The organism is Streptomyces monomycini, assembly GCF_022271435.1.
GTDB classification, from domain to species: Bacteria; Actinomycetota; Actinomycetes; order Streptomycetales; family Streptomycetaceae; genus Streptomyces; species Streptomyces monomycini.
The window spans coordinates 1-1,671 of sequence record NZ_JAFIQY010000088.1 but is presented as its reverse complement, the minus strand read 5'-3'; the positions used below and the strand labels follow the sequence as shown (position 1 = coordinate 1,671).

Below are 1,671 nucleotides of genomic sequence, written 5' to 3'. Positions count from 1 at the left end.
CCTAGGACCTGTCTGACAAATGATCACCCGTGGACTCGCGGAGCCAGAGGATCAAGGAAGCCAGGACAACTCCGGCACGGTAGCGGTCGCCGAGCTTGTCGAACCGGGTCGCGATCGCGCGGAACTGCTTGAGGCGGGCGAAGCATCGTTCGACGACGTTGCGGTCGCGGTAGGTGACCTCGTCGAAGGCCGGCGGCCGACCGCCGAGGGCTCCGAGTCGGCGGCGGTTCGCCGTCTGGTCGCGGCGCTCGGGGATCGTGGCAGCGATGCCCCGGCGCCTCAGCAGATGACGGATGGACCTGCTGGAATACGCCTTGTCACCCAGCACACGATCCGGTGTCGTGCGCGGGCGGCCCGTGCCGAGGCGCGGGGTGCGGATGTCGTCGAGGACCTGGCCGAACGCCGTAGCATCGTTGACGTTGCCGGGCGTGAGCACAATCGACAGGGGCAGGCCCCGGCCATCGACGGCGAGATGGACTTTGGTGGTAAGTCCGCCTCGGGAGCGGCCGAGGGCCTGGCGCGCCTGCGAGCGGCCCGGATCTTCCAGTTCGTCCCCGTTCGCATCCCCTTTTTGCGGGCGCCGACTGCGTGCTGGTGGGCTCGGTTGATGGTGGAGTCGACGGAGACCATCCATTCCACCCGGCCCACCGCGTCATCGCGGACCTGAACATGCTCCAGCAACCGTGCCCACGTGCCGTCCGCCTCCCAGCGGGCGAACCGCTCGTAGACGGTCTGCCACGGCCCGAACCGGTCGGGAAGATCCCGCCACGGAGCCCCGGTCCGCAGCCGCCACAGCACCCCGTTGACCACCTGCCGGTGATCACGCCACGGACGGCCCCGTCCGTCCACCTGAGGCAAAAGGGGCTCTATCCGCCTCCATGCCGCGTCCATCAGCTCACCTCGACCTGCCACAAGATCAATTATCAGACCGGCTATAGAGTCCTGCCCGTGGTGAATCATCAGGACGAGACCAGGACGGCCTACGACGGTGTCGTTGAGCTGTACGCATCGCTGTTCGCAAACCAGCTGGAGACACAACCTTCCTCCCGGGCCATGATCGGCACCTTCGCCGAACTGGTGCGCGCGACAGGCAACCAGCGGGCAGCGGACGTCGGGTGCGGGCCCGGACATCTGACAGCCATGCTGCACGAACTCGGCCTGGACGCCTTCGGGCTCGACCTTGCCCCCGGCATGGTCGACCACGCCCGGCAGGCCCATCCGGCGCTGCGCTTCCAAGAGGCGCGGATGGAATCCCTGCCGATCGACGACGCCGCGCTCGGCGGCGTACTGGCCCACTACTCAATGATCCACACCCCTCCTGGAGAACTACCGGGGCTGCTCACCGAACAGGTGCGCGTCCTGGCGCCGAACGGTCTGCTCCTGGTCTCCTTCTTCGGGACCGACGGACAAGAACCGGTCCGGTTCGACCACAAGGTGGCGCCCGCCTACAGCTGGCCGGTGGATCGCCTCGCCGAACTGCTGGGCGATGCTGGGCTCGACCCCTTCGCCCGGCTGCTCCACGATCCAGCCTCCGATCGGGGCTTCCTCGACGCCCATCTACTGGCCCGCCGTTCGTAGGCCCTGCCCAGCCCCCAGCCGATCGGCGCACCTACAGATTGCCAGCTCAGCCGAATCTCGCTGATCAGACTGGAATTGTCAGACAGGCCCTAG

At 67.5% G+C, this 1,671-nt stretch carries 2 protein-coding genes; one reads left to right on the top strand and one right to left on the bottom strand.

Annotated features, from left to right (window positions below; translation table 11 throughout):
• Nucleotide 1: 1 nt before the first annotated feature.
• Nucleotides 2-960, bottom strand: a protein-coding gene (locus tag JXZ78_RS39980) for an IS5 family transposase (protein ID WP_157851566.1) whose coding sequence is annotated in 2 segments (ribosomal slippage) — nt 2-564 and nt 564-960 — 960 coding nt in all. Because the reading frame shifts where the segments join, the coding sequence is not laid out codon by codon here.
• Between JXZ78_RS39980 and JXZ78_RS39975 the strand changes: the two genes are divergently transcribed.
• A complete protein-coding gene (locus tag JXZ78_RS39975; RefSeq protein WP_238783727.1) occupies nt 949-1,578 on the top strand; it encodes a class I SAM-dependent methyltransferase in 630 nt (209 codons plus the stop codon). The genes JXZ78_RS39980 and JXZ78_RS39975 overlap by 12 nt on opposite strands.
• Nucleotides 1,579-1,671: the final 93 nt, after the last annotated feature.